Genomic DNA, 2,312 nt, shown 5'->3' with positions numbered 1-2,312 from the left:
TGCAGCAGCACCGCCCCGGCGTGCCCGACCAGACCCTTACCGTCAGCGGCGACAGACAGCCGCCGGTCCCACCCTGTACGCTCACTCACCGAGAAGGTGCACCTGTTCTTGCTGTGGATACGACGTCGCAATCGCATCCTTGCAGGCCAGAGGCACCTTCTTCTAATTGGGCGTCAGATCACCCTGTCCGGCTGAATACCCGAGGCTGACGTGGGCGCGGCCGAGCAGCTCCTTGATCGCGACGAGCTCCTATTTTCATTTCGCGAGGCGCGGTTCCGGTGGGCGTTGTGTTCGTACGTTGCCTGCTGGATTCAAAGGATTAGCGGCAGTCATCTGTTTGCACAGGTCCGCTTCGCATCCCGATTAAGCTGACCGCCCTTCGGGCTATTGTTAGCCGAAGTCGACGCATTTAACTTGAGACGGTATTGCGCGTCGCCATTGCGGACTTCTGGCGGGCGTTAGCTCGGTAGCAGGTTTCCGAGCCTGTTGCTTGCCTGGACTTTTTGCCTCAGCTAGCATAAGTGCGCCGGCTGTGCGGGTAAACGGGCAGCTAAATATCAATGGTGGGGAATCTGTTGTCTCAACTGGGCGAATCGGACAAAAGCGGATCTTTGCATGGGGCTACCCCGCATGCGATGGGCGATGATCCAGCTGAGCGGGGCGCAGGCCAGGGACCGGTGCTCGGGTCGCCTGGCTGGAGTGGGCAAGCGATCACTGCAGTTGTCCTCTCGGTCACCGGGTGCCTGATCCCCGTGGCGGTCGGGTTCGCTGTTTCTGCGTTGCGTCGGATACCGCGGACTCGGGAGAATGGGCGCGGTCTGGCCGTGGTCGCGTTGGTCATCTGTGCGCTATGGGTCCCGGTGGCGATCGGCGTGGCCGGGTCCGACCTCGGCTCGCGCGACTCCGGACCGCATAGGGACAGCAGTGGGCGCGTCGGGCGAGCGGGTACCTTGACTACCGATCGTCTGCAGCCGGGCGACTGTATCGACCAGTTGCGATCGGATGACCCGACGCCCGCGGAGGTGCACGTTCTGCCCTGCGACCAGCCTCATGTTGCAGAGGTGTTCGGGCGTACCTACGTCGATGGCAGGGAATCCCCCAGCCATGATGATGCCCTGAACGCTGCGACGCCTGGCTGCTCCAGGGACGCTCGTGCCTACAACCTCGACCGTTGGTCGATCCCGCGCACGGTGCGGCTCGACGTGGTCTACCCGGGTGCCAAGTCGTGGGACCGGTATGTCGGTGGAGACCATGCGACGTGCCTGTTCCGCAGCAGCGAGCCACGAACGGGGACCTTGCGCCGTGACATCTCCAATCTGACGTCCGATCAGCTCGGCTACCTCAAGGCCGTCAACAATGTGGACGATGTCGCCAGTCCCGGCGGGAAGCCGGGTGACGAGCCCGGGGAATACCGCGGGTGGGCTGGGAACATGGCGGGCGCGATCGAAGAAGAGGTCCGGGCGCTGAAGAGTCGTGATTGGCCCGCAGGTGCAAATCAGCCCGTAAGCGCATTGATTGCTGATCTGAGTGAGGGTCTCCCGCACTGGCGGGCGGCTGAGCACTCGACCGATCCGGCCTCCCTGCTTGCCGAACTGGACGCCGCGAACAGCCACCTTGGCCAAGGGAGTGCGAAGGACGTCCGTGCGAGCCTGGGCCTTGCGACCGAGAACGAGAACCCGTCTGCCGGTGATGTTCCGGCAGTCGGAGATCTGACCACCTGACGCGGTAGGAGGGGCTGCGCGCTGTTCGGTGGTCCTGCGCGTCAGCTCAGGGTGTCGGTGCGCAGCGCGGTGAGGAAGGCGGTGAAGGCCGGGGCGGGGAAGGTGAGGGCCGGGCCGTGGGGGTCCTTGCTGTCGCGGACCGGGGTGTGGTGGGGGATGTTGACCGCGACCTCGACACAGTTGCCGCCGGTGGCATTGCTGCGACTGGACTTGAGCCATGCCACAGGCTCAATTCTTGGACGGGTATCGTGGATCACGGTAAATCCCCTCCATGACGGACTTGATCATGTCCAGGGACATGTTCGGCGGTAGGGCCCTTGCCCGGAGGTCATCGTAGACCAGTGCGCAGTTCCTGACCTTGTCCGCTGCCTCATAGATCTGACCTCGGCGAGCGCCCTCGATGTAGGCCACCCGGTTGCCCTTGGGGAGGGTGTGCAGTGTCAGGGATGCTCCAAGCGCGTAGTGCTCGCCGGCGCTGAACGGCAAAACCTGGACAGTGATGTTGGGGCGCTCGGCCGCCTTGAGGAGTCGCTTGAGCTGGGCCCGCATGACAGCCGCCCCGCCGATCTCGCTGAAGTTCCCCCACTGAAC

General features: G+C 64.1%; 3 protein-coding genes. 1 reads left to right on the top strand and 2 read right to left on the bottom strand.

What is annotated here, in order from left to right; genetic code table 11:
- The first annotated feature begins 950 nt into the window (after positions 1–950).
- Positions 951–1,721 carry a septum formation family protein gene (locus tag C7C46_RS27225; protein WP_146259221.1) on the top strand — a complete coding sequence of 257 codons (771 nt, stop codon included), beginning with the start codon at positions 951–953 and terminating at the stop codon, positions 1,719–1,721.
- A gap of 41 nt (positions 1,722–1,762) precedes the next feature.
- On the opposite strand, the gene C7C46_RS27220 is transcribed toward C7C46_RS27225, so the two are convergent.
- Positions 1,763–1,945, bottom strand: a complete 183-nt coding sequence (locus C7C46_RS27220) for a DUF397 domain-containing protein (protein WP_425470127.1) — start codon at positions 1,943–1,945, stop codon at positions 1,763–1,765.
- Positions 1,946–1,949: 4 nt separating this feature from the next.
- Positions 1,950–2,312: DUF5753 domain-containing protein (locus C7C46_RS35320; protein WP_220040700.1), on the bottom strand; the 363-nt coding region annotated here is incomplete at its 5' end.

The organism is Streptomyces tateyamensis (assembly GCF_003205575.1).
Lineage (GTDB): Bacteria > Actinomycetota > Actinomycetes > Streptomycetales > Streptomycetaceae > Kitasatospora > Kitasatospora tateyamensis.
Note: the sequence above shows the minus strand (reverse complement) of the source record. Positions and strands in the feature narration are given on the sequence as shown.